Origin of the sequence: Bacillus sp. FSL K6-1338 (assembly GCF_038006965.1) — a bacterium.
Taxonomy (GTDB): domain Bacteria; phylum Bacillota; class Bacilli; order Bacillales; family Bacillaceae_G; genus Bacillus_A; species Bacillus_A thuringiensis_S.
Map to the genome: position 1 here is coordinate 4,646,401 of NZ_JBBOWI010000001.1, position 23,558 is coordinate 4,669,958.

The window sequence follows — 23,558 nt, forward strand, 5'->3', positions numbered from 1 at the left end:
ACCCCATTAGGAGGCTAGGTGAATGACATTTTGGCAGTTTGCATTTAAAAACGTGACGCGGAACGCCAGAGCTTATTTCGCCTATTTTGTAAGCAGTGCGTTCTCCATCGCAATCTTTTTCTCATTTGCAGTTTATTTATTTCATCCTAAATTGCATATGACAGACGTGAATTATTCTCTGAACATATTAATGACAATTTCAGAAGTTGTCATTGTGTTCTTTTCATTTTTCTTTTTACTGTATTCAATCGGTACGTTTTTAAAAGTACGAAAAAAACAGTTCGGGATTTTAACAGTACTTGGCATATCTCAAAAACAATTAAAACGACTCATATTTATAGAAAATATGTTAATTGGTGCTCTTTCTATATTTTTTGGCATTCAACTTGGAGTCGTCTTTTCACAGTTCTTTTTATTAGTTACCGCCAAAATTACACACGTACCTGGTTTATATTTATATCCGCCTACAAGTGCTATCGTTTTAACTATCATCATCTTTCTTGGGCTCTTCATTCTCGTATCATCTTTTACACCCATGCTCATTCGTACGAGAAAAGCCGTACGTCTTTTAAAAGAAGGAACAAAACAAAAAGAAAGAAAAGCATCCGTTCTCATCTCTCTATTTGGTGCGATGTGTTTAATATGTGGATATGCGTTAGCCGCAAATCCGCTGTATTTTATGTCGCTAGGTGACATCATTGGGCTTTTATATGCCATCTCTAGTATATTTGTCATCCCATCGCTTATTGCAGCTGGAACATACTTTTTCTTTTCACAAATTAGTTTTTTACTTATTCGTATTTTAAAAATGCGAAGAACGTTTTATATGAAACGAATTAATATGCTTTGGATTTCTGATTTAGCATCACGCATTCGTACGAATATTAATATGCTCTTTATTGTGGCGATGCTATCGACGCTCGCTTTTACAATGATTACATTCTTATATGGATTCGGGAAATTTACAAAGTTTGATGCGATTAGACAAAACCCTTTCCCGTTTACTTATTTATCACATACTGAAAATACATTAGCTGATGAACATTTAAACTGGTTAGAGCAGAAATTTAATGAAGAGCACTTTACTTATACAAAATTTAAAACAGATATATATGAAGTATCTTCAGCTGAAGATAACACACAGCTCTATTACGCAATTAAACAAAGTGACTATAATGTACTTGCTAAGGCGTTAAATTGGGAAAAACTCACGGTGAATAAGAATGAATCTTATATCCTTATGAAAGACTTAGATGATCAAGTTATTGGAACACTTCACAATAAAGACAAGAAAAATACTCTTACACTTACTCAAAACAATTTACAACTACAAGTGAAAGAATATAAAAGTTATAACCCATTCCCAAACAGCTTAATATACCAAGTACTCATACTATCTGATGAAAATGTAGAAGCCTTATCCACCGTTTCCAAACAAATGAGTGTATATAACTTCAAGGTTACAGATTGGGAGAAAGCACATAATATCGGTTCAGCGTTTATAACAAAAATCGATAACGACAATGCAGCGATTCAAGCAGAGCATCCACCGTTCCATGCAAGTGAAGCGAGCGATTCTCTATATAAAACAAAACTAAATGTCGCTTCGTTCTTCTTAATTGGTACTTTCCTAGGGGTTATTTTCTTTATCGGTGCTGGCAGTGTTCTTTACTTCCGAATGTATACAGATTTAACAAATGAGCAAGAAAAATATATAACGATTACGAAAATTGGCTTAACTGAGACTGAAATGAAACGTTCAGCGACAATTCAGCTTGCGATTCTTTTCTTCGTGCCTTACATTATGTCATCGATCCATACGATGTTTGCGACAAAGATGCTACAAGAAATATTACATCTCTCGTTTTTCGCTGAGATTACAGTCGTACTTATGATTTTTGGAACGGTTGAAATTCTATTTTTCCTTTTAATTCGTTCCTTCTATATGCAAAAATTATCACAACACATTAAGTTTTAGAGAATAGAAAGGTGATTATTATGGAAGAAGTATTACACATAAAAAACGTCTCAAAAGTGTATGAGGGAAAAGTACCTCATACCGCTTTAAAAAATATAAATTTACACGTAGATAAAGGTGAATTTGTTGCTATCATGGGGCCATCTGGTAGCGGTAAATCTACGTTTTTAAACGTTATTTCTACAATTGATTCCCCTACTTCTGGTGATGTCGTTATTAATGGAAAAAAACCGCACACATTTCGTAGAGAGAAGTTAGCCATTTTCCGCCGCCAAGAGTTAGGATTTGTTTTCCAAAATTTTAATCTACTAGATACACTAACAATCGGTGAAAATATCGTACTACCTTTAACATTAGATAATGTTCCATTAAAAGAAATGGATGAAAAGCTTGATAACATTTCAAAAAAGCTTGGAATTGATCATATTTTGGACAAACGTATTTTTGAAGTTTCTGGAGGACAAGCACAGCGTACCGCAGTAGCACGTGCTGTTATCCATCATCCCTCACTTCTACTTGCTGATGAACCAACAGGGAACTTAGATTCAAAAGCAGCAATTGACGTAATGGAGCTATTTACGAAATTAAATAAAGAAGAAGATGCAACGATTTTAATGGTTACGCACGATCCGTTTGCAGCAAGTTATTGTAACCGCGTCATTTTCATTAAAGATGGCGAGCTTTACAACGAACTACACCGCGGATTATATCGCGAGAAATTTTATCAAGAAATATTAGATGTTCTAGCGTTATTAGGAGGAAGACGTGGATGACATTTTGGCAATTCGCATTTAAAAATGTCTCGCGTAATTCGAAAGCATATTTCGCCTACTTTGTCAGTAGTGCCTTTTCTATCATGGTTTTCTTTTCATTTACTGTATACGCGTATCACCCGCGGTTACAGAGTGTACAAAACTTTCAAGAACGTGATCCTCTAATGAACTTAGCTAGTACAGCACAGCTTGTGATTGTTATGTTCTCGTTCTTCTTTCTCTTATATTCAATTGGAACATTTTTAAATGTACGGAAGCAGCAATTCGGGATACTCACAATTCTCGGTATCTCACAGCGACAATTAAAAAGACTGTTATTTACTGAAAATATGATAATCGGGATATTGTCTATCTTTATCGGCATTCAAGGTGGCCTTGTATTTTCTAACTTTTTCTTATTAGTCACTTCGAAATTAACAAGTGCTAAAGGTCTCTATTTATATTGGCCAACAGAAGCGATTATCGTGACAACCGTAACGTTTATCATTTTATTTTTAATCGTTTCTACGTTTACACCAATGTTTATTCGTACTCGAAAAACAGCCCACCTTATTAAAGGGAACAAGAAAATACCAGCTGAAAAAAGACCATCTATACTCATCTCTTTATTTGCTTTAATTTGTTTAGGGCTATGCTATTATATCGCTGGTTATCCGCGAGGCTACGTAACGGAAAAAAATGTGCAAAATGGATCTGTCTTTTTTATTATGTTATCTATTTTACCGCTCGTAGTAGTCGGGACATATTTATTCTTTTCACAAACATTTCTTCTTTTTATCTATATTTTAAAGAAGCGTAGAAAGTTTTATTTGAAACAAATAAATATGTTATGGATTTCGGACTTAGTTGCTCGTACCCGTAGTAATATTAACGTACTCTTTATCGTTTCTATGCTATCTGCACTTGCATTTACAATTATTATTGGGTTATTCGCCGCTAATAACAATACGAAGGCATCAGTACTAGAGCGATATCCCGTCCCCTTCACTTATACATCAGAAGGTGACAATTCCCTTGAACAAAAGCATATTTCTACAATTGAAACGGAGCTTACAACTAGTAATTTTCAGTACAAAAAATATAAGTTTACAGTATTAAAAGATACAGCTTCCAAAGAAGATATTATGCTTATGAAGATGAGTGATTATAACGCAATTGCTAAACAATTGAAAAGACCGGAAATAACAATCGATTCTACAGAAGTTTATATTATTTCTCGGCACTCACCAGAACTTCTCGATCTCGTATCTAATCCATTTGCAAAGCAAAATACGATTACACTCGGGTCTAATAAAAAAGAATTTCATATTAAAGGGTTTATTAATAAGGGAATCGAACCATCCTTTGCATTCCCACATTTAGCTGTCGTACAAGATTATGTATTTGATAATATGATTCCTCATATTGAGACAACCGTAATCTATAACTACTTCGTAGAAAACTGGGAAAATGCAATAGTTCCAACCAAAAATATGTTACGTGTTATTAGTGGTGATGCACGTGAGTTCTACAAAAAGCATACAGAAGAGAACGCTCAAGTTCCTTTCTTCATACATACGGCTACGGATGAACTCATTTACGGTAAAGGAAATGCAGTTGCTCAATTCTTTATTTGGGCATTTCTTGGTTTTATCTTCTTTATCGGTGCGGCTAGTGTCTTATATTTCCGTATGTATAATGACTTAACAACTGAAAGACAAAAGTATATTACGATTACAAAACTTGGCTTAACTGAATTAGAAATGTTTCGCTCTGCAACCATTCAATTAGGAATTTTATTTTTTGTTCCTTACATCGTTGCTGGTGTTCACACGTTATTTGCGGTTAAGTTTTTACAAAGCATGTTTTCTTTCTCCTTACTAAAAGAGACATGTATCGTACTCACCTTTTTCGGGATTATCGAGATCATTTTCTTCTTCTTAATCCGTTCTCTGTACATTAATAAATTATCACAGCATATAAAAATATGAATAAAATGGCCTTGTGCGTATTGCACAAGGCCATTTTCAATAGTTTTTAATTAGCAGCAATATCCACCATAGCCGCCAGCATAACCGCCGTAACCACCGTATCCACAAGAGCCGCCTCCGCCGAAGCAGCTAGCACCGATGATAATTAATAAAATAAACAATACGATTAGAAGCGCAAAACCGCCTCCGCAACCATTTCTGCGGTTACAATCATCATGTCTGTGTTCACACTTTTCGCTCATTACCCTATTCCTCCTTTAGTATCATTCATAACAAGTTCCTCTTGTTCTAAATGAGGGGATTCCATTTATATTATGTTTTCAGGGCGAATAGGAAGCTTGGCTTACCTAAAAACGGGCTTGTTTTAGCAATTGGGCTTAATCAAAAAAAAGATACCTATTCAGGTATCTTTTAAAGAAACATATTCAACAAAAGGGCAAAACCGAATGCAATAAATGACAACAATGTTTCCAGCACCGTCCACGTTTTAAATGTTTCCTTCACCGTTAATCTTAAATACTCTTTTACAAGCCAGAAGCCTGCATCATTTACGTGAGAAAACATTAATGAACCTGCACCGGTTGCAATAACGAGAAGCTCTAAATTCACACCAGACATGTGCTGAATAACCGGTGAAACAATTCCTGCTGCTGTCGTTAGTGCGACTGTCGCTGAACCTGTTGCAATTCGAATTAATCCAGCTACCATGAAAGCTAATACAATTGGTGATAACGAAATATGTTCTGCCATTTGTGCAATAGCCGTTCCAACGCCGCTTTCAATTAATATTTGTTTAAATCCACCGCCTGCACCAATAATTAAGATAATGGAGCCGACCGGTAATAAACTTTCATCCGTTAATTTTTTAATTATCTTTTTATTAATTCCTTGTCTTATTCCAAGTAAATAAAATGCTGCGAAACATGAAATAAGTAAAGCGATTACTGGACTCCCTATAAAAACAAAAAATTCAGTTAACTTTTCCGGTAATGAAATATATGGTGCAACTACTGATAAAATCATCAATACAACTGGTAATAAAATAATAAAGAATGATACTTTACGACTTGGCAAATCAGTTGATACTGTCGTAACTCGAACAAGCTCCGGTTCATTTTCCGGTATAACCCTCTTATGTACCCACTTTGCAAATATTGGCCCTGCTATAATAGCCGTTGGTAACGCGATAAGTAATGAATATAAAAGTACCTTTCCTAAGTTCGCGTTATAAATACCGATTGCTGTCATGGCACCTGGATGTGGTGGTACTAGCCCATGTACGATAGATAATCCCGCAATAACAGGTAACGCAATTAATAATATATTTTGCTTCGTCGTTTTTCGAATGGAAATAACAAGTGGTAATAAAATGACGATCCCTACTTCAAAAAAGACAGGAATCCCTATAACAAACCCTGCAAATAACATAGCCCAAGGTAATTTTTTTACGCCGAAAAATCGAATAAAGAAATCTGCAACTTGCATGCCTGCCCCTGAATCAGACATCATTTTCCCTAATATAGTTCCAAGTGCCAAAATACCAACTAAATGTCCTAGTACACTACCAACACCAGTTTCATAGGCAGCCACTATTTTCGTTAAGTTCAGTCCAGACATAATAGCTAAAAACAAACTCGCAACTGTTAAACTAATAAATGCATGCCATTTCCACCATGATACCCCTAAAATAACAATTGTGATCGCAAGTAACGTGACGATTAATAAGTATATATCCATCTCTCATTCTCCTTACTTTTATCCCGATTGGTGTGGGCTAATAATTAGTGGGTGATGCCCTCCTCCACTAATTAAAGTTTTACTTTATAAAAAAAGAGGGAACATCCCCTCTTTTTATACGTCATAATTCACTACATAATGCTGCATTTCTGTATTGTAGTAGCCTTCGCTATATTCAATTACTTCGCCAACTTCATCATAAGAATAGCGCATACGTTTTAATAACGCTGTTCCCTCTTTTTCACCTAGCGCTTCTGCAACGAAATTAGGCGCAAGTCCAACCGCGAATTCATCTCTGAAGTTTTCTAAATGTATGCCTCGGTCTTCAACTAAATCATAAAGCGATTGTAAATCAAAGTCCGATAAATCTGTACTTGCCATTCCTGCTGAGAAATAGTGCGTATAATGAATGTACGGTGCATCATTTAACGTATATAAACGTTCGATACGGAAACTCTCTTTCCCGAATAATCTAAATGGCACTGTTCCTTCCTCATTATGTACGACTTCTGCTTTTAGCAATTTCTTCTGTACTTTATATCCTTCTTCCACTAACACTTCTGTAAATTTCTTACCCTTTGACAACTTTGTCGCCGAAGTATTACGAATTACTTTCGTTCCTTTACCGCTTTTTTTTTCCAAGTATCCTTCTTGAGCGAGTTCTTTAATGGCATTTCGTACTGTAATCTTGCTAACTTTGAACTCTTCCTCTAATTGCGGTTCTGAAGGAATATTCGTATGAATCGCATATACACCATGTAATATGCGATCACGAATAATATTTTTTATTTGTAAATATAATGGTCCTTTTTTCCTCGTTACGTTCACTGTTACACCCACTACCTTTCTACATCACCTACTGATGCCGTCATTGCCCGAAGTATATCTTTCTCTGATGACATTGGCGTATCACCGACGATTGTATGTGCTAGCATTCCAGCTGCTGACGCAAATGAAACAGCTTTCTCTGGTGCGAACTCTTTTATCTCGCCATGAATAATTCCGCTCGTATAAGCATCTCCAGCACCTATTCTATCATATACAGAAAACGTAAGTGTTTTTGCAAAAGTGAACGATCCATCTTTACATATAAACCCGCGAAGCGAATGTGTATTATCACTGTTAATAGAGCGATGAGTACCAGCGATTGTAGCAATATGATACGTTTCAGCTACCTTTGGAATGAGATCCAGCAGCTGCGCCTCACGCTCCGTCTCTTCTGTTTTCATCCCAAGAACGAACATCGCATCTTTTTCATTCATCATAACGATATTAGCAAGCCCTAGCATTTCTTCATAATGCGGTTTTGCCTGTTCATATCCGTCTTCTCCCCAAAGTGAGGGACGATAATTACAATCAAAAACGACGGTTCCTCCGTTTTCTTTAACTGCTCTCGCTAAAGATTTCATATGATGACGCACAGTATCATTCATCGCAAGTGTAATACCGCAAAAATGAACGATATCAATTTCCTTTGCGATTTCTTCAAATTGATACATTTCTTCACATGCCGTATTGAAGCTACTTTCTAATCGATTCGAATATGTAACGCGGCTTGCACGTGCACCGAATCCATTTTCTAAAAAATACATACCTACATATTTACCACCTCTTGAAACAAGAGAAGTTTGAATCCCTAACTTTTGAATGTAAGATACAGCTGCATCTCCAACCGAATTTTCCGGTAAAGTTGAAATAAGAAGCCCTTCATGCCCTAAGTGAGAAAGTGCCGCTACAACGTTCACACCTGTACCTGAAAATGAGTAATTTAACGTGTTAGCTTGCGACAACAATTCATATCCAGGTACTTGCAGGCGCATCATTACTTCGCCGAACGCTGCAATTTTCTTACGCATATTGATCAACTAGCTTTTTCACGACTGCTAATAATTCACGAACATCTTCTACTTTCGTATTACCAGTTTCTTTATCAATAATAGAAGAGTATACGTGCGGGATAACTTGCTCTACATTTGCCTCAAGCGCAATACGTACAATTGTTTCAAAGTTTTCTTTATCAATTCCACCTGTTGGCTCTAATGCGAATCCTTCTTCTGCACAAGCTTTCGCAACTGCGCGATATTCTTCTTCGTGAGCTAGCCCTTTCATCGGGAAGTATTTCAATGAATTTCCGCCCATATCACGTACAAGTGCGATCGCTGTTTTAATTGGAACGATTGCTTTTTCTTCTCCAGCCGCACTAATTGGGCCAGTAGAAATATTTACGTAACCTACTTTTCCTGTTGGTGATACTAAACTATTAATCCAGCTATCCTTTTCGCCGAGATTTGCTCGCGTTGCTCCAACTGAAGGGAACACTTGGTTAATATGGCTACCAGGATAATGCTTCGCAATTTCAGCTACAACTGCTGCTTGGCGATTATCTCCTGCGCCTAGTCCGATTGATACAGCGTCATCAATTTCTTTTCCGTATGCTTTCATAGCTGTAACAGCTTCTTCTACTGTTGGGTAGTCTTTTGATAACACTCCCACTACTACATAACCTTCTGCTGCTTCAAAAATATCTTTTGCATTTTCTATATTGTTTGCTAATACATTTAATGCTACGTGGCCTTTATAAAAACGTTTTTGAATGTTTGTCATTTTAGTTTCCCCCTACGATTTCTCTCAATTTTTCTTCAATCACATGTATGTCATCACCTTGAAGTGGACGTGGATCAATATCAAAGAATCCTTGTCTTACTCCGTAATCACGTGTATAAATGGCGATTTCCCCTTCGCGTAATGCAGTCACAACTTCTTTTGCTGATTTGTTTAACTCTTTCTCGTTAATATGAATACGAGCTCTAAAGATTGCTCTTCCTGCTTCATCTTGAACGATCGTTACATTTACACCATTTAATTCTTTTAGCGGCATAAGTACTTGTAATAGCTCTTTTTCTTGCTCGCTCTTATCTTCTTTTACTCCGTACTCATCAAGCGCTTGAAGTAAACCGAAAGTCGTCTCTTTCCCAACTTTCATACTTCTTCCGATGCAATGTAATTGTACTTTCAGCCACTCGATGTATTTTCGTTTCCCGCCAACAATACCAGAAGTAGGCCCTTCAATCGCCTTTGAACCGCTATAAATGGCAAGATCTGAATACTTCACATATTTTTGAATATCTCCTTCAGCTGCTGCATCCACGATAAGCGGTACGTTATTTCGCTGCGCAACTTCCCATGCTTCTTCAACAGAAATCATATTTTTTTGCACTGCATGATGTGATTTCACATACAGAATCGCTGCTGTATTTTCACCAATTGCATCTTCAATATGCTCTGCTTTCCCTTCATTTGCATAGCCAACTTCAACGAGTTTACCGCCGCCTAAGTAAATCATCGTTTCGACAGGTGCACCGTATTGAACGTTATGACCTTTTAACATAATCACTTCGTTTTTCGCGATTACTTCTTGATGAAGTCTTTCACTTTTACGGCGATTTCCTTCCGTAACGATACCAGCGATAGAAAGCGCAATTCCGCTTGATGCTGAATTTACAACAACTGCTGCCTCTGAATCTAGAATTCTCGCAATATGGTCTCCTGCTTTATCTACTAAATCAGCAATTTCTACATAATTTTGTCCACCATGCTTCATCGCATCCATAACTGTATCTGTAGGAGCGGATACACCTAAAATACTCATTCTACCGCTCGCATTAATTACTCTTTTTAATCCGTACTTAGCATTCAATGAATGACCCATTGATTACAACCCCTTTCGTATCAATTCTTCTTTCAGCAATGCGCTGATCCCCTTCTGAATCAATTAACGTAACCTTCTCATCTTTCACCGTAAATAAAGTTAAGTTTGCAATATCTCCTTCTTGAATGCGGCCAAGCTCTGGTTTCTTAAGCCATTCTGCTGCATTTTTCGTAACCGCATCAATCACTTCTTCTAGCGGATAACCTAAGTAAAGGAATTTCGAAAGAACGTGAGCCATACTGTAAACTGGACCGTGTATACGGTTCTTCCGGTAAATATCTGTACTAATTGTACGAAAGGCAATACCGTAACGCTTCGCTGCTTCTGCTACTTTAAAAGAAAAACTAGCGTTACCGTGACCAACATCTAAATGCACACCGCGATTCACTGCATCTAGTAACACAGGTAGTGGTTTACCTTCTTCATCAAATAAATTATTTTCTTTCCCGTTTAAATAATGTGTAATGACATCATCTTTTTCTAAAAGAGGTACAACTTCCTCAATGCGAGGAGGCGCTGAACCGATATGTACCATAATCGGTAATGATGTTTCTCGAGATAAAGCGCGCGCTACATGCAGCGGTTCAATTCCACTATCACAAACGACACTTTTACTCATTCTCGCCTTTAACCCAACGATTACATCTTTATACTTTTCTACTGCTTCTATCGCTTTCTCTTTATCTATCCATTCCATATTGGATAATTCATCAATTCGTTTCAAACCGATGCGAGAAATATTTAAAAAGGCAAATAAATTTGTCTTTGCCTGCTCTCTACTTTTTACTAAATCTACAATGCGATCAGCACCGCAACTACCCGCATCAACAATTGTCGTTACCCCTTGCTTAACGCCAATTTCATCCACCTCATCGCCATACGGATCAAACTCTGGAAAAGCATGAACGTGCAAATCAATCCAACCACTCGATACGTAAGTACCAGAGTAATCAAGAACCTTTCCACCCTCGCCAGCACCAGCTTTCGTCACCTGTGCGATTTTGTTATTTTCAATTACAATGTCAATCTCTTCCCCGTTCACACGTTTCACATTACGTAGTACGAATCGTTCTGTCATTGTATTTCCACCCTTTTCTATAAGAAGCCATAAGAATACGCTTACATTTAAGTTTCATTTTTTATATCTCTTTCACACGCTTAGCGTAACACAAAAAAAGGGAGAAGTAAATATAACGTTATAATGTTTAAAAGTAAATAAAAAGATGCTCCTCCAAAATGTTGATAGTACAGGAAATTATATCAACGATTTTTCGAATATATCTATCATAACTTACAATATATCAACGATTTTTTAATTATATCTATCGTAACTCAAAATATATCAACGATTCGACAAGGAATATCGATTTACCGACAAAAAACGTCAATTCCTTTCTTATATAAGAAAAGGCTGTCCCAAATGGCACAGCCTTTTTCTCTATTCCTGAACCGTCACAATAACCCCATCCATATTGTTACCGGAAATTTCATACTGCTTGTTTGCTGGAACGTTCACTTTCGTATTCTCAGAAACTTTATAATAAGAAACAGTATATTTCTTACCTTCTACTTCAGTTGAAACCTCTTTTTCCTCTTTTAAAAACTCTAAATATTCCTCTAGTGTAAAATTCTTTTTTTGCATAATTGCGCTATGAGGTAGGCCGACATAACGGATATGCCATGGCTCATATTGAATTCCAGTAATGTTACTTTTATTTTTCGGATAACGTAATACAAAGCCATGCTTCCATACGTTCTCTTCAATCCATTTTCCTTCAGGCGCTTTCTCCATTTTTTTTTGAGTAGACCCAATGTCCAGTGATAATCCTAAATTATGTTCACTGTATCCTGCTGGAAGTGCATAATCAGATCCCATTTTTTCATATAGCTGTTTTTGCTCTTGGAAATCTCTATAACCACTACTAATCAAAAAATGGTTAACACTTTCTTTTCCAGCCGCATCGACAACGTTCAAAAACTTTTTCACAACATCCTTTGATAAACGAAGATTTCTATCAAATATTACATAGCCTCTTACTAATTCACTATTATGATTTATATTTATAATATCAGACCTAATACTATCTTTTTTTACTGGATAATCCCTGTTAACTAATAATAAATCACCCTTATAAATTTGTTCCTTCGTAATCTCTTTCCTCTCAGTGTTTGCCGCCTTTACTAGCTCATCTTTCCCGACAATTTTAACATCGATTTCCTTTTGAAATAAAGGTGATATATAAACGCCTACACATACTGTGCATGCTATAAAAAAAGAAATAAATACCCACTTTTTCATTTCTAGTTCCTCCTTAACGTAACTTACGTATAGAATAGAAAAAACTATTAAAATAAAAAGTGGGGTAAAGTTTAAATTTTTATTAAATTGTTACATTCTCGTCTTTTGGCAATCGTACTTCAAATATCGTTCTAACTACATTGCTTTCAGCAGAAATCGTACCATTATGCTGCTCGACAATATTTTTCGCAATGAATAGTCCAAGGCCTGTCCCGCCACGGTTCTCAGTTCTCGCTTTATCACCTGTGTAAAACATATCAAAAAGATACGGTAAATCTTCTTCTGGAATGCTATCTCCATAATTCATAATTTGTACGACAACTTCTCTATTATCAACATACCCATTCATATCAATAAATTGCCCATCATATCCGTAACGAACGGCATTTGTTAACAAGTTTTCAAATACTCTAGCTAACAATTTTCCATCACCGTGCATCGGTAAATGAGGGTCCACATTCAATCTAGCTTCTAAATGATGTTTTTCTAATAACGGATACAATTCCTCCTCTAACTGTATAAGTAACTCACTTATATCAATCGGCTTTTTATCCAGCTTTAGCATGCCATAATTCATACGTGTAATTTCAAATAGCTCATCAATTAAACTTTCCAGTCTTTGCGATTTTGTATATGCAATTGTGGAGAAATGTTTAATTTGTTCTTTTGTTAAATTTTCATCTTTAAGAATTAAATCTAAATATCCTAACACGGATGTTAATGGCGTTCTTAAATCATGAGCTAAATTTACAACAAGCTGATCTTTACTACTTTCAGCAAAATCTCCTCTTTCAACAGCTTCTTTTAACTTTTCACTTGCAACATTTATTTCACGCGCGATATTTCCAAACTCATCATTTGATGAAACTTGAACTTTATTCGTAAAGTTACCGTTCGCAAGATGATGAATCCCATTAGAAATTTCATCAAAGTATTTTAAATACGGTTTTGTCAAAAAGAAGAAAAAGATAATAGACAACGGAATAAAGAAAATTAAAAAGAAGTTAATGTCTCCAAATTCCCTTACCATTGACCTAAATTGTGCTAAAGGCTCTTCGTAGCGAACCATTGTTTTATAATACAGCTGCAATCCTTTATAAATTATATAAGTTACAGTTGCTGCAAGCACCATACTTAACGCAAATAAGGCAATCATTTTAAATCGAAAACTTTTCATCATATTAGCCATTGAAAGTATAACCTACTCCCCACACTGTTTTTATTAATTTATCCTTTCTTTTATCTTCTCCAAGTTTCTTCCGCAAAGTACGAATATGTACCATTACTGTATTTCCACCTTCATAATAATCATCCGCCCATACGTGCTGAAAAATATTTTCCACATTGTATACTTTCTTCGGATGACTCGCTAATAAATATAAAATATCGAACTCTTTCGGCGTTAATTCAATTTGCTCACCATACACATCAACCGTCCTGCGCTCAGGATTAATTACGACTCCGCCTATTTCTAAAGCAGATTTACTCTCCGCTACTTTCGGTTGATTTAACGTAAAAAACCTACGCAGTTGTGCATTTACACGTGCAACTAATTCTATCGGTGTGAAAGGCTTCGTCATATAATCATCCGCACCTAGTACAAGACCTGTCACCTTATCAAAGTCCGAAGTTTTCGCGCTTAAAAAAATAATTGGCATATGATGTTTCGCGCGAATTTGACGCGTCACCTCATAACCATCCATTTTCGGCATCATAATATCTAAAACTACCAAGTCGATTGGCTGCGCTTCAATAATATGAACCGCCTCTTCCCCATCCGCTGCTTTCACAACATGGTACCCTTCTTTTTCTAAATGTATCTCAATTAAGTCAGCAATTTCCGCCTCATCATCAGCTATTAAAATTGAAATGCGCTTCATTTTACTCCCCCTTTTTCATTCCATTTTTATACGCTCGATTGTAAACTAGTCTATCCAATTTGTACAATACGAAAAGGCTACTCGTTACAGTAACCTTGGTAAATAAAATTATATCAGCGATTATTGAAATATATCGACTTACCGACAATGAACGACAAAATCCTCTCGCTACTTGCGGGCATCCTAATGAAACTTCCATTTACCGTTCAAACACAATCCGCTGCTTCGTGATTTCCGCCAGCCTTCCGCGATCTACTTCATACTCAGCATCAACGCTTTGCGGCACCATCACTTTCCCGCCCTCAAGCGTCACTTCCGGTGAAATAATATCCCTCTGCCAATGTCTACTAGAAGCAGATATGTCGCCTGGAATCGTAAAGTTAGGTAATGAAGCAAGAGCAACATTTTGCGCTCGTGAAATCCCCATCTCCACCATACCACCGCACCAAACTGGTATGTTATGCTCCATGCAATAATTATGAATTTGAACCGATTCTGTTAATCCGCCCACTCGCCCTGGTTTAATGTTAACGATGCGGCAACTACCAAGTGTAATCGCAACGCGTGCGTCTTCTAAACTATGGATACTTTCGTCTAGACAAATTGGCGTTTCAATCTTCTTCTGCAGCTGTGCATGATCGAGAAAATCGTAATCTGCTAGCGGTTGCTCAATCATCATCAATTGAAATTCATCTAGTCGTTTCAGTTTCTCTGTATCCGCTAATGTATACGCTGAATTTGCATCAGCCATTAACGGGATGTGCGGGAACTCTTTACGAATCTCTTTCAATAATTCGTAATCATGCTCTGGCTTTATTTTCACTTTAAAACGCTCGTACCCTTCTTCTGCGTACTTCTCGATTTGTTTTAACATAACCGGAATCGTATTGATCCCAATTACAACGCCGACTTCAATTTCAGGGCTAGCTCCTCCAAGAACTGTCGCTAGCGATTTCTTTTGACGCTTCGCATATAAATCCCAAATAGCCCCCTCTATTCCGGCTTTTGCCATTCGGTTTCTTTTTATATGTTGAAATAGACCCGGTACCTCATTCGGATGAGAAATTTCAGCCTTTAATAAATCAGGTAACAAAAAGTCTTGCAGTACATGTAGTGCTGTCTTCACCGTTTCTTCCGTATACCACGGTTCAGAAAATGCAACGACTTCCCCAAATCCGATGTACCCGTCTGTATCCTCTAATTCAATAACAATACTCTCACGCTTTTCGTAAGTCCCGTAGCTCGCAGCAAACGGGATTACGAGTGGCATTTCCGTTATATACAGTGTCGCTTTTTTTATTTCCACTACATCTCCTCCACTAATTGTCTTAGCTCTCGTCTTAACAATTTTTTCGAAGCATTTCGTGGTAATTCCTCTAAGAAACACGCTTTTTTCGGCACTTTATATTTCGCTAATTTCTCCTCGCAAAAATGAATAATTTCTTCTTCTGTTACCTCCCCATTTTTTACAACAAAAGCAGCTGGTACTTGTCCCCATTTATCGTCAGTCATACCGACGACACCTGCTTCTGCTACCATCGGATGAGAAAGCAACACTTCTTCAATTTGGGCCGGATATATATTCTCTCCGCCAGAAATGATTAAATCACTGCGTCGATCTAATACGTATAAAAATCCTTCTTCGTCTAAATAACCGAGGTCACCAGTATGAAGCCATCCATTTTGAATGGTTTCGCGCGTCGCATCTTCACGGTTAAAATAACCGCCTGTTACGTTCGGTCCTTTTACTACGATCTCGCCTTCCACTAACGGCGGCACTACTACACCATCTTTTTCAATACGAAGTTGGCACTGAAATAGTGGTTTCCCGGCAGACCCTACTTTCGTTAACATGTAATCCGCGGATAACGTACAAATTTGCGACGACGTTTCTGTCATACCGTACGTTTGATATACAGGAATTCCTTTATCTACACATGTTTCGAGTAACGGTTTCGGCGCTGGTCCTCCGCCAAGTAACATACATCGTAAAGAAGATGGATATGTCTCTTCTCCAAGTCTCTCTAATAAGTCAGTTAACATTTTAGAAACGACAGAAATAATTGTTACGCCTCTCGTTTGAAGTGCTTTATGAATAAAGTCAGCATCATATTTCGGAACGAGTAAAATGCGCATTCCGTACATAATATTTTTCATTAAAAGAGATAACCCGCCAACGTGGAACATCGGCATACAGGCTAACCAACAATCATCATCACGAAGCCCTAAATTAAGCGAAGAGCCTACCGCGCTTGCCCAGTGATTACCGTACGTTAAAATAACGCCTTTCGGTTTCCCAGTCGTCCCAGACGTATAAATAATTGTCATCGCTTCTTCTAAAGTGAATTCTTCTTGTATAGAGGCTTCCGCCTTCGGTCCATTCATCACTTCGGCGAATGGATATACAGGAACATCTTTAGCTTCAAAATCTTGATCCGTTACTAAACATACAACCTCAGCATCCTCCATTTGCCAAAGTAGCTCTTCTCTTGAAAGACGCGTATTTAAAAGTACAGCTACTGCCCCTACATAAGATAGGGCGTGAATAACTGTAATCATCTCCATACCATTTTTCATCAGAACAGCCACCTTTTGCCCACGCTTCACTCCTACATACGTGAGGTGTTCACAAACAGATACTACTTTTTCATGCAGCTGCACGAAAGTAACTTTCTCTTCCTCTATTTCAATTGCAGTGCGATCTGGTGTTAAAAATGCACGTTGCTTTAACCAATTTGGCATCGTCTCCATCATACATTCTCCTTTCATGAAAGAAAGAGACTTGATATGACATCAAGTCTCTTAGTTGTTTTGTTTCCGGTTTGATCTCATCTAGCTGCGCCTCCTAGCCCCTTCCGTCTAAGAACCTTCCGCACGAGAAAGTAAAGTACACTTTCTGTGCGAAAGAACCTTAGCCTACGAGGCTAAACAGTCGGCTCCGCTTTTAAAACATCCAGCTATAGTAGCTAGAATGTTCGGTGGCTTCACTTCTTCCTACGAGGCAAAAAGCGCCTCTACGTCAGAAGCTCCATCCCCCTCACATTCTAAGCGAGCCGCTTTCGCTTTTGATCACGGGAAACGAGGGAATTGACCGAAGTCCGGACTGCGTTTTTCTTTGAACGCGTCGCGACCTTCTTTTGCTTCGTCAGTTGTGTAATACAATAATGTTGCATCTCCAGCTAGTTGTTGAATACCAGCTAGACCGTCTGTGTCTGCGTTGAATGCAGCTTTTAGGAAACGAAGTGCCATTGGGCTGTTTGCTAAGATTTCTTGTGCCCATTGTACTGTTTCTGCTTCAAGTTCTTCTAATGGTACTACTGTGTTTACTAAGCCCATATCAAGCGCTTCTTGTGCACTATATTGACGGCATAGGTACCAAATTTCGCGAGCTTTCTTGTGGCCTACCATACGAGCTAGGTAACCAGCTCCGTATCCACCGTCAAAGCTTCCTACTTTAGGACCTGTTTGTCCGAATACAGCGTTGTCTGCAGCGATTGTTAAGTCACATACGATATGAAGTACGTGTCCACCACCGATTGCATAACCTGCTACCATTGCGATAACTGGTTTAGGAATTGCGCGAATTAGACGTTGTAAGTCTAGTACATTTAAACGAGGGATTTGGTCGTCACCTACATATCCACCATGACCGCGAACTTTTTGGTCGCCGCCAGAACAGAATGCACGTCCACCTTCACCTGTTAAAATGATAACGCCAACATTTGCATCATCACGAGCGTGTGCAAATGCATCGATTAACTCCATTACCGTTTTAGGACGGAATGCGTTATGTACTTCAGGGCGGTTAATCGAAATCTTTGCGATACCATTGTATGTTGAATAAATAATATCTTCGTAATTGCCTTCTTTTACCCATTCAATAGCCATTACAACTACCTCCTTGTATATTTCTGATCTCCTCTATAAGTGTAGCTTCCTTCTTAGATAAAAAAGCATCACTGCATAGTTTTTAGAAATCCCTTTACTATTGTATCAAACTTTTCCGGTTGTTCCACATGAATTGCATGGCCAGCACCATCAATTTTGACAAATTTCGCGTCAGAGACGCATTTTTCGATTTTTTTTAATATGCGAAAGAACTTTTCATCATGCTCCCCGTTCATTAAAAGAACAGGCATTTTTAAGTTTTGCAGCTCGTCCCACCATGAAGGCTGAGCCCCTGTTCCCATGCCACGCAAGCTATTTGCAAGTCCTTTTATATTGTTAGCAAGTCGTTCTTTTCGCACTGCTTCTTGTACGTTTTGTGCTAAACTTTTTTGCGTTTCAAATAGCGGAATATTTTCCCACATCGATACAAAATTTCCGATGCCTTCTCGCTCAATTTTATCGGCAAGTCGCTCATCTTTTTCACAACGTTCTTCTCTCTCATCTTCACTTTTGAGCCCAGCTGTACAATTTTCTAACAAAAGGGAATGTACATATTCTGGATATAGACACGCCATCGTGATCGCCAGTCTACCACCCATTGAATAGCCAAGTACGTGCGCTTTTTCAATATGAAGGTAATCTAGTAGTTCTTTCATTTGCAATGCCGCATTTCGAATATCATAATGATTCACATCTTCGGGACTTTCTGTTTTTCCATGCCCAACAAGATCTACTACAATAACTTGAAACTGCTCGCTCCATGAAGGGATAAAAGAACGCCACGTTTCCATGCTTCCCGTAAAACCATGAAGAAGTAGAAGTGGTTCCCCACTTCCGACTACTTCATATTCATACGATACACCTTGCAGCGTTACGTTCATTTCGATTCACCTTGTAAAGATGTAGTAATCACGTCCATCGTTTTTGCCCATAATGTCCGGTGCAATATTAAGTTTTCATCACGGTTCGTACAAATTTCCACAACGTGTAAACCTTCTGTAGTCGTTCCTTTTTGTACCTCTTCTCGGAAGCTTTCCCAACCATTTACACGGCTAAATGAACCACCGTACATTTTAACAACGTGTTCATAATCAAGACCAATTGGTGTTCCAAATAATGATTCGAAATGTTCCTTTTTCTCATACTGTGGTAAGAATGAGAAAATACCGCCACCGTCATTATTTACAACGACAATTGTTATATTTAATTCATGTAATTTCGCGGCTAACAGTCCATTTAAGTCGTGATAAAAGGATAAATCACCGATCACTAATACGAGCGGATCGCAAATAATGCTCGCTCCTAAAGCTGTCGAAATGATGCCATCAATCCCATTCACACCGCGGTTTGCCATAACTTGAATATTTTTATCCAATGTGAAGAAGAATGAATCCGTATCACGAATTGGCATACTATTACTCGCAAAGAATGTTGCCCCGTCTGGTAGTACGCGGACAATATCCGTAATAACTTTCCCTTCAAATGCAGTATCATATGTTTCCATTTCACGAAGCGTTTCCTTCGTTTTTTCGTTTATATGTTGCCACATTCCGAACCAATCATTCTTTTTCATAACTGGCATTTTTTCTATTAATGCACTGCAAAATACAATATCATTTGCTTGGACAACTTCTGTCGCAACGAGAGCTGGATCTCTCCATTGTCCAGATTCATCAACAACGATATGAACTGCTTTCGTTTGTTTTTTTATGAACTGCGTTAATGATTTGGAAACAGGCATACCACCAAAGCGAATCATAACTTCTGGCTTCCACGTTTCTTTTAACAGTTCATTTCGTAAAAATGTATCATAACAGTCGATTACCATCGTTTTATCGTGATGTCCGCTACGAATATTAGAAAGCGGATCTGCCAATATTGGATATCCAGTTTTTTTAGCTAATTCTGCCGCAAATGCTGCGAGTTCTGAATGACTATCGTCTCCACAAATAATAAGCCCCTTCTCCATATGTGAAAGGCGCCCTACAAGCGAATCTACATATTCACTCGGCATCGTCACGTTCCCTTGCTGAACTACTCCTGTATATTCCCCGCGTCCTTTATCCCATAAACCTTCTAATGAGAAATCCGGGATAAGCGGTTCGCGTACTGGAAAATTAAGATGAACAGGTCCTTGCGGCGCTAAACAAGCATTCGCTATCATACGCTGCGTTGTCATGCGAGCGTAATGATACATCGCTTCACTCGCTTCTGGAAGAGCCATCTCTGTAAATTGCTTCACAAATGTACCGTATAAATTGAATTGATTCATCGCTTGTGGTGCACCGACATCTCTTAATTCATGCGGTCTATCTGCCGTTAAGACGATAAGCGGCACTCGTGAATGAAAAGCTTCACATACAGCTGGATAGTAATTAGCTGCTGCCGTTCCTGATGTACACAATAATGCAACAGGACGTTTTTTCGCTTTTGCGATACCGAGCGCAAAAAATCCTGCAGATCTTTCATCTACATGTAAATATGTGTTCATTCCTTCGTGTTGTTCCATTAGTAGAGCTATCGGCGTTGACCGTGAGCCTGGACTAATGACAACATCACATACATTTAGACGCGTCAGTTCATCCACGAACGCGCCTAAATAATATGATAATGCTTCTATATGATTGTTCATTTCATTAATTCCTCCAAAGCACCAAGCATCGGTCTAAACTTCAAACTTGTTTCTTCATATTCAAGTTGCGGTACAGAATCAATTACAATCCCGCAACCGGCAAATAAGGATGCTTTCTCGCCATTTAATAACCCGCAGCGGAGTGCAACCGCAAACTCACCATTTCCTTCATCATCTATCCAGCCAATCGGTGCGCCATATAATCCTCTGTCTAACAATTCAACATCACGAATCAGTTTCATCGCTTCCAAACGAGGTGTCCCGCCAAGAGCTGGTGTTGGATGTAATTCTTCTACCATTGTTAAAAGACTCGCATCGCCTTTTGCCTCTACAGGCGTATATAAATGAATTAAGTTTTTCGTTGTTAATAAGCCCGGACTTTCCGGAATATTAACGGATTCGCAGTGCTCATTTAATACCGACCTAATCATATTCACAACATAACCGTGTTCAGCTAAATTCTTTTCATCATGAAGAAGCGCATTACTATTTCGCTTACTTTCTTCTATAGATTGACCATGACCAGTTGAACCAGCAAGACACATCGAAGTAAACTTCTCATCTTCTTTGCGAATTAACCTCTCTGGCGTCGCTCCTAAGAAGCATGCTCCTTTATAATCAAAAGAAAATACGTAACAATCCGGTTGCCCAATGCGAAGTGCTTCTAAGACAAGAGCAGAATCAATATGATGATCCATCTCTACTTTTAACTCCCTCGCTAATACAACCTTCTGCACGTTCCCCAGCTTCATTTCATCTTGTACTTTCTCAATGGCCTCCATCCAGCCTTTCGGATCCACTTCTACTTTAGAAGTAACTGTTAATTTCGATCCTTCTAATGCACATTTACTCTCCCCAAAAATTTTCTCTTCTAAAGAAATCATTTCGTTAGAAAGAGTCTCTGCACAATCTGTTGCTGAGACAAATGTATTCATCGTTAACCATGCTTTTTCATTTTTTACAGTTAATAAAAATGCTGGTAGTGAAAATGTCGTATCATCAAATTCTTTCCATAAGTCCGTTTTCTCTTTTTCTTGGTCAAATGAAAATCCACCAAATAAAAGAGGACCTGTTCCAAATTCGTATTTTTCTCTTTGTACAAATGCTTTCTCTTTTACTTTATCCCACTCGTCACGAGCAGTTTGAAAGCGTTTGTGAGAAGCAGTTGCTATAGTGAAAACAGAGCCGATTCCAGCAAATATTACATGCTGAGCCGGGTCTGCAAAATAACATCTATTTTCGAATGCAATCCTTTTTCCTGCTGCATAAAACAGAAGCGGATCCATCCAGTCTATTTGTTTTACGAAGCTAACCAATATTTTTTCATCAGTTGCACGCTTAATGGCTGCACTAAGAGCTTCTTGCAAGCCTATTTGTTTCGTTTGAATCACAATTGTCTCCCCCCTATGGGCGAAAAATAGTCATAATTACGCTTGATTTTAAGATACACCTCAAACGAAAGGCCTGTCAACGTTTAGCATTTCTGAGAAATTCACCTTCTCTTCCTAGAAAATAAACGTTGACACTAAATGATGCTTTTTCTACACTTAGTTGTGTACAATATGTGACCAAAGGAGGATTCAACATGGAAATGAACGTCAAAACGAATTCCTCTCCTACGGCGCCAAAGCCAAGTAAGCAAACAGGCTGGCGCATCTGGTGGAGTTTACTACGTCCCCATACATTAACAGCCGCTTTCGTACCTGTTTTCATCGGAACAGCATATTCGATGCAGGTCGGAGGTATAAATCAAATACATCTTCCTCTTTTCCTTATGATGCTTCTTGCTTGTCTTCTCATTCAAGCAGCAACAAACATGTTTAATGAATACTTTGATTATAAAAGAGGACTTGATCACGAAGGTTCAGTTGGTATCGGCGGCGCTATCGTTCGCGATGGCATTCAGCCAAAAACAGTGCTTAACTTAGCATTTGGATTTTTCGGCATCGCAATACTATTAGGTGTTTATATTTGTATGAATTCTAGCTGGTGGCTTGCTGCAATCGGTCTTGTTTGTATGGCCGTTGCTTACCTTTATACAGGTGGCCCACTTCCAATTGCATATACACCATTTGGAGAGTTGACAGCCGGATTATTTATGGGTGTCATTATTATTGGGATTTCATTCTTTATTCAAACTGGCACTGTAACATCAGAAGTCATTTTACTATCTATTCCAAGCTCCATTTTAATTGGTGCCATTTTACTAGCTAATAATATTCGTGACTTGGATGGCGATAAAGAAAACGGTCGTAAAACGTTAGCAATTCTCGTTGGACGTGAAAGAGCTGTCGGTGTACTTGCTTCAATGTTCATCGTTTCCTACATTTGGACAATTGCTTTAATTATCGTGGGCATCGTATCACCATGGATGCTTATCGTATTTTTAAGTGCACCGAAAGCATTTAAAGCGACGAAAGGCTTTATCGGCAAAAGCATTCCAATGGAAATGGTACCTGCGATGATTGCAACAGCAAAAACAAATACAATCTTCGGTTTCCTAATGGGAATCGGATTATTACTTGGATATTTCCTATAAAGTGAAACTTTAATCAATGGAGGGTTTGTTCATTTCCACTGATTATCAGCCCTCACCAATCGGGCGTTTACGGGCAGTTGATCTCTCACCTAGCTTCTTTGCTCCAGCCGAATTTGTAGGTGGGAGTTTTACTGCCCGGCAAATAGCGGGGTA

At 38.2% G+C, this 23,558-nt stretch carries 20 protein-coding genes; 4 read left to right on the forward strand and 16 right to left on the reverse strand.

Annotated elements, in window-relative coordinates; all coding sequences use genetic code 11:
* Positions 1 to 22: 22 nt before the first annotated feature.
* From NZ044_RS23900 to NZ044_RS23910, 3 genes are read left to right on the forward strand one after another with little or no spacing between them, the layout of a single operon-like run.
* Positions 23 to 1,978, forward strand: a complete 1,956-nt coding sequence (locus tag NZ044_RS23900; protein WP_000145001.1) for an FtsX-like permease family protein — start codon at positions 23 to 25, stop codon at positions 1,976 to 1,978.
* 20 nt (positions 1,979 to 1,998) lie between these two features.
* A complete protein-coding gene (locus NZ044_RS23905; RefSeq protein WP_000393250.1) occupies positions 1,999 to 2,751 on the forward strand; it encodes an ABC transporter ATP-binding protein in 753 nt (250 codons plus the stop codon).
* Entirely contained in the window at positions 2,748 to 4,721 is a 1,974-nt protein-coding gene (locus tag NZ044_RS23910; RefSeq protein WP_000144936.1) for an FtsX-like permease family protein, read from the forward strand. The genes NZ044_RS23905 and NZ044_RS23910 overlap by 4 nt, the downstream gene beginning before the upstream one ends.
* 50 nt (positions 4,722 to 4,771) lie before the next feature.
* Here the strand turns inward: NZ044_RS23910 and NZ044_RS23915 are convergent, their stop codons facing one another.
* The 16 genes from NZ044_RS23915 to NZ044_RS23990 all read right to left on the reverse strand — a co-directional run bounded on the left by NZ044_RS23915 (position 4,772) and on the right by NZ044_RS23990 (position 22,257).
* Positions 4,772 to 4,963, reverse strand: coding sequence for a YjcZ family sporulation protein (locus tag NZ044_RS23915; RefSeq protein WP_001290406.1), 192 nt, complete (start codon positions 4,961 to 4,963; stop codon positions 4,772 to 4,774).
* Between the two features lie 169 nt (positions 4,964 to 5,132).
* On the reverse strand, positions 5,133 to 6,458 hold the full coding sequence (gene gntP / locus NZ044_RS23920; protein WP_340950011.1) for a gluconate permease GntP: 1,326 nt from the start codon (positions 6,456 to 6,458) through the stop codon (positions 5,133 to 5,135).
* Between the two features lie 114 nt (positions 6,459 to 6,572).
* Positions 6,573 to 7,298, reverse strand: coding sequence for a GntR family transcriptional regulator (locus tag NZ044_RS23925; protein WP_000539288.1), 726 nt, complete (start codon positions 7,296 to 7,298; stop codon positions 6,573 to 6,575).
* Entirely contained in the window at positions 7,298 to 8,314 is a 1,017-nt protein-coding gene (locus NZ044_RS23930; protein WP_001227514.1) for a sugar kinase, read from the reverse strand. The genes NZ044_RS23925 and NZ044_RS23930 overlap by 1 nt, the downstream gene beginning before the upstream one ends.
* Positions 8,307 to 9,062, reverse strand: coding sequence for a 2-dehydro-3-deoxy-phosphogluconate aldolase (gene dagF, locus NZ044_RS23935; protein ID WP_000181897.1), 756 nt, complete (start codon positions 9,060 to 9,062; stop codon positions 8,307 to 8,309). The genes NZ044_RS23930 and dagF overlap by 8 nt, the downstream gene beginning before the upstream one ends.
* A 1-nt stretch (position 9,063) precedes the next feature.
* Positions 9,064 to 10,167: a DgaE family pyridoxal phosphate-dependent ammonia lyase gene (locus NZ044_RS23940; RefSeq protein ID WP_000510111.1), complete on the reverse strand. Its 1,104-nt coding sequence runs from the start codon at positions 10,165 to 10,167 to the stop codon at positions 9,064 to 9,066.
* Positions 10,145 to 11,245 (reverse strand): amidohydrolase/deacetylase family metallohydrolase, encoded by a 1,101-nt coding sequence (locus tag NZ044_RS23945; protein WP_118961719.1) that lies wholly within the window; start codon positions 11,243 to 11,245, stop codon positions 10,145 to 10,147. The genes NZ044_RS23940 and NZ044_RS23945 overlap by 23 nt, the downstream gene beginning before the upstream one ends.
* Before the next feature lie 360 nt (positions 11,246 to 11,605).
* Positions 11,606 to 12,466 carry a D-Ala-D-Ala carboxypeptidase VanY gene (locus NZ044_RS23950; RefSeq protein WP_000759400.1) on the reverse strand — a complete coding sequence of 287 codons (861 nt, stop codon included), beginning with the start codon at positions 12,464 to 12,466 and terminating at the stop codon, positions 11,606 to 11,608.
* An 82-nt stretch (positions 12,467 to 12,548) separates the two neighbouring features.
* Positions 12,549 to 13,655, reverse strand: coding sequence for a sensor histidine kinase (locus NZ044_RS23955; RefSeq protein WP_000002601.1), 1,107 nt, complete (start codon positions 13,653 to 13,655; stop codon positions 12,549 to 12,551).
* Entirely contained in the window at positions 13,648 to 14,346 is a 699-nt protein-coding gene (locus tag NZ044_RS23960; RefSeq protein ID WP_000822507.1) for a response regulator transcription factor, read from the reverse strand. Before NZ044_RS23960 ends, NZ044_RS23955 begins: the two co-directional genes overlap by 8 nt.
* Before the next feature lie 199 nt (positions 14,347 to 14,545).
* A complete protein-coding gene (gene menC / locus NZ044_RS23965; RefSeq protein ID WP_000403313.1) occupies positions 14,546 to 15,652 on the reverse strand; it encodes an o-succinylbenzoate synthase in 1,107 nt (368 codons plus the stop codon).
* Positions 15,652 to 17,097, reverse strand: a complete 1,446-nt coding sequence (locus tag NZ044_RS23970; RefSeq protein WP_000449560.1) for an o-succinylbenzoate--CoA ligase — start codon at positions 17,095 to 17,097, stop codon at positions 15,652 to 15,654. Before NZ044_RS23970 ends, menC begins: the two co-directional genes overlap by 1 nt.
* 318 nt (positions 17,098 to 17,415) lie before the next feature.
* Positions 17,416 to 18,234, reverse strand: a complete 819-nt coding sequence (gene menB / locus NZ044_RS23975; RefSeq protein WP_000963879.1) for a 1,4-dihydroxy-2-naphthoyl-CoA synthase — start codon at positions 18,232 to 18,234, stop codon at positions 17,416 to 17,418.
* 68 nt (positions 18,235 to 18,302) lie between these two features.
* Entirely contained in the window at positions 18,303 to 19,115 is an 813-nt protein-coding gene (menH, locus tag NZ044_RS23980; RefSeq protein ID WP_098506015.1) for a 2-succinyl-6-hydroxy-2,4-cyclohexadiene-1-carboxylate synthase, read from the reverse strand.
* Complete coding sequence (gene menD / locus NZ044_RS23985; RefSeq protein ID WP_340950014.1) at positions 19,112 to 20,866, reverse strand: 2-succinyl-5-enolpyruvyl-6-hydroxy-3-cyclohexene-1-carboxylic-acid synthase; 1,755 nt, start codon at positions 20,864 to 20,866, stop codon at positions 19,112 to 19,114. Before menD ends, menH begins: the two co-directional genes overlap by 4 nt.
* Positions 20,863 to 22,257 (reverse strand): isochorismate synthase, encoded by a 1,395-nt coding sequence (locus NZ044_RS23990; protein ID WP_098506012.1) that lies wholly within the window; start codon positions 22,255 to 22,257, stop codon positions 20,863 to 20,865. Before NZ044_RS23990 ends, menD begins: the two co-directional genes overlap by 4 nt.
* Before the next feature lie 194 nt (positions 22,258 to 22,451).
* Here NZ044_RS23990 and NZ044_RS23995 point away from each other — a divergent pair, with 194 nt between their 5' ends.
* On the forward strand, positions 22,452 to 23,405 hold the full coding sequence (locus NZ044_RS23995; RefSeq protein ID WP_000425770.1) for a 1,4-dihydroxy-2-naphthoate polyprenyltransferase: 954 nt from the start codon (positions 22,452 to 22,454) through the stop codon (positions 23,403 to 23,405).
* Positions 23,406 to 23,558 lie beyond the last annotated feature (153 nt).

What these genes read in the sequence shown, in the direction of transcription:
- NZ044_RS23900 (WP_000145001.1), top strand. Translation starts at nt 23, where the DNA reads ATGACATTTTGGCAGTTTGCATTTAAAAACGTGACGCGGAACGCCAGA.
- NZ044_RS23905 (WP_000393250.1), top strand. Translation starts at nt 1,999, where the DNA reads ATGGAAGAAGTATTACACATAAAAAACGTCTCAAAAGTGTATGAGGGA.
- NZ044_RS23910 (WP_000144936.1), top strand. Translation starts at nt 2,748, where the DNA reads ATGACATTTTGGCAATTCGCATTTAAAAATGTCTCGCGTAATTCGAAA.
- NZ044_RS23915 (WP_001290406.1), bottom strand. Translation starts at nt 4,963, where the DNA reads ATGAGCGAAAAGTGTGAACACAGACATGATGATTGTAACCGCAGAAAT.
- gntP (WP_340950011.1), bottom strand. Translation starts at nt 6,458, where the DNA reads ATGGATATATACTTATTAATCGTCACGTTACTTGCGATCACAATTGTT.
- NZ044_RS23930 (WP_001227514.1), bottom strand. Translation starts at nt 8,314, where the DNA reads ATGCGTAAGAAAATTGCAGCGTTCGGCGAAGTAATGATGCGCCTGCAA.
- dagF (WP_000181897.1), bottom strand. Translation starts at nt 9,062, where the DNA reads ATGACAAACATTCAAAAACGTTTTTATAAAGGCCACGTAGCATTAAAT.
- NZ044_RS23940 (WP_000510111.1), bottom strand. Translation starts at nt 10,167, where the DNA reads ATGGGTCATTCATTGAATGCTAAGTACGGATTAAAAAGAGTAATTAAT.
- NZ044_RS23945 (WP_118961719.1), bottom strand. Translation starts at nt 11,245, where the DNA reads ATGACAGAACGATTCGTACTACGTAATGTGAAACGTGTGAACGGGGAA.
- NZ044_RS23950 (WP_000759400.1), bottom strand. Translation starts at nt 12,466, where the DNA reads ATGAAAAAGTGGGTATTTATTTCTTTTTTTATAGCATGCACAGTATGT.
- NZ044_RS23955 (WP_000002601.1), bottom strand. Translation starts at nt 13,655, where the DNA reads ATGGCTAATATGATGAAAAGTTTTCGATTTAAAATGATTGCCTTATTT.
- NZ044_RS23960 (WP_000822507.1), bottom strand. Translation starts at nt 14,346, where the DNA reads ATGAAGCGCATTTCAATTTTAATAGCTGATGATGAGGCGGAAATTGCT.
- NZ044_RS23970 (WP_000449560.1), bottom strand. Translation starts at nt 17,097, where the DNA reads ATGGAGACGATGCCAAATTGGTTAAAGCAACGTGCATTTTTAACACCA.
- menB (WP_000963879.1), bottom strand. Translation starts at nt 18,234, where the DNA reads ATGGCTATTGAATGGGTAAAAGAAGGCAATTACGAAGATATTATTTAT.
- menH (WP_098506015.1), bottom strand. Translation starts at nt 19,115, where the DNA reads ATGAACGTAACGCTGCAAGGTGTATCGTATGAATATGAAGTAGTCGGA.
- menD (WP_340950014.1), bottom strand. Translation starts at nt 20,866, where the DNA reads ATGAACAATCATATAGAAGCATTATCATATTATTTAGGCGCGTTCGTG.
- NZ044_RS23995 (WP_000425770.1), top strand. Translation starts at nt 22,452, where the DNA reads ATGGAAATGAACGTCAAAACGAATTCCTCTCCTACGGCGCCAAAGCCA.